General features: G+C 59.2%; 3 protein-coding genes. All 3 read right to left on the bottom strand.

Annotation, left to right across the window (positions count from 1 at the left end; all coding sequences use genetic code 11):
* Nucleotides 1-126: 126 nt before the first annotated feature.
* On the bottom strand, nucleotides 127-432 hold the full coding sequence (locus AC1DVA_RS28210; protein ID WP_476808102.1) for a recombinase family protein: 306 nt from the start codon (nucleotides 430-432) through the stop codon (nucleotides 127-129).
* Nucleotides 433-907: 475 nt separating this feature from the next.
* The gene (locus tag AC1DVA_RS28205; RefSeq protein WP_265054503.1) at nucleotides 908-1,264 is read right to left on the bottom strand and encodes an HdeA/HdeB family chaperone; all 357 of its coding nucleotides are present in this window, start codon (nucleotides 1,262-1,264) and stop codon (nucleotides 908-910) included.
* A gap of 126 nt (nucleotides 1,265-1,390) precedes the next feature.
* On the bottom strand, nucleotides 1,391-1,590 hold a 200-nt coding region (locus tag AC1DVA_RS28200; RefSeq protein ID WP_476808101.1), incomplete at its 5' end, for an integrase core domain-containing protein.

Below are 1,590 nucleotides of genomic sequence, written 5' to 3'. Positions count from 1 at the left end.
CCCCTGGGACAACAGCACGTCGACCTGCCGCAGCTTCGCGACGATCTCTTCAGGCTTGTGCTTCTTCTGCGGCATCGCGGGCATCCTCCAAAGGCTCAAAAAGCCTACTTCAGGGAGGGCCACTTTTCAGGGGGCAGGCCAGTCCTCCATCAGCGAAGCGATCAAAGACACCCGGCGCGACAGGCGGTCCAGCTTCGACACCAGGAGTGTGGCCCTGGTCTTCCGGGTTAACTCTATAGCCTTGGCCAACTCTGGGCGGTCACCGTTGGCGCTGCTCTCGACCTCGGTGAACTTCCGCAGCACTTCCCAGGGCGTAGGGCTGTAGGTTTCAAGGTACAGTCGGATGTCCCGGTCCTGCGCCTCCAGGCCCAGGCAGCTCTTGCCCTGCTCCTCGGTAGAGACGCGGCGGTAGAGAACGTACTGCGATGGCATAGTGGAGGCCTCCAGGAAGACCCTGAGACTTACTCTAGCCCTGACTGCGACCGGACCGTCCCGCAAGGGGCAATATAGTGATAGCTCATTTGGATAAGCGCTTGCCCGCTAAGCTGGAGGTCGCGGGTTCGAGCCCGCCCACTCTCCGCGGCGGCGATCTTCAACAGCCTTCTTCGACCCGCTTCTCGGCTGGGTATCGCCACTCTGATAGGCAGGGCCACTCACGGGGGGAAGCCGCGGCCCTCGCGGAGACTAAGGGCTTTCAGATACTTGGCCCAAAACATCCGGGGCCCTGGAAGGCTCTCAGCAACTCCTCCAGGTCACTCCCGGTCTGCGCTAGGCAGAGGCGCACCTCGTCGCGAGTCTCCGCGGGGATCGAAAGGCTTCCTAGAGGCGTCCAGTTCAGGGMCTCTTTAGTGCCCCCCGGCAAGCGTTTGTTGCATGCAGTTGCCGAGTAGATCGAGTTAACGCCTCGTCATTTGGCGATTACGATGCCTCGATCCTTGCGCATCTTGTCGAACACTAAGCCAATCGCCTTGATTACCGTAATTTTCGGGTTATCTTTGCAATAAACGATGATTTCGTGCTCGGCTTCCTTGGCGCGAGGGACGTTGATAAAGTGCTTCTTGCCAAGGCCGTTGTACCAGCCGCTATACCACGTCATCAAAAGGCTTGCATCTTCTTGAAAAGTACCGGCCAGTTGAGCGCATGTCAGTTTCTGTACGTCAATGTAGCCGTTTGCGTCGGCGTAGGTCTTCAGTTCCACCTGGGCGTTGGCACTCGATATGAAGCAGCCGATGAGGGCTGTGGTCGCTAAAATCAGGGTACGCATAGTTCTTTCCTTCATTGTCCGAAGATCGAGAGAAGGCAATACGGACTTCGACAAGAACCCATTGTCTACTGACCTTAGGGCCAGTATCGCCGGTGGCCTGCCCCCATCAGGTGGCCCGGTTCTAATCTAATGCATGGTGGGCTTGTCGGCCACGGTTGAGATGGCCGGCGAAGCGGGTTGGGTTTTCGTAGGCGGCCAGACCACAGCGACCGGTGCTGGCGGCTTGTAGCCGAGCGAGGAGTGCGGGCGCCGGGTATTGTAGTGCGAGGAGTGCGGGCGCCGGGTATTGTAGTGCTGACGCCAGCCCTCGATGACGATCCGAGCCT

It is taken from the genome of Allobosea sp. P4_C6 (assembly GCF_056402015.1).
This window is presented reverse-complemented; position numbering and strand designations above follow the sequence as displayed.

Bases quoted from the DNA above. Each gene is read 5' to 3' on its own strand.
- AC1DVA_RS28210 (WP_476808102.1), bottom strand. From the start codon at position 432: ATGCCATCGCAGTACGTTCTCTACCGCCGCGTCTCTACCGAGGAGCAG.
- AC1DVA_RS28205 (WP_265054503.1), bottom strand. From the start codon at position 1,264: ATGCGTACCCTGATTTTAGCGACCACAGCCCTCATCGGCTGCTTCATA.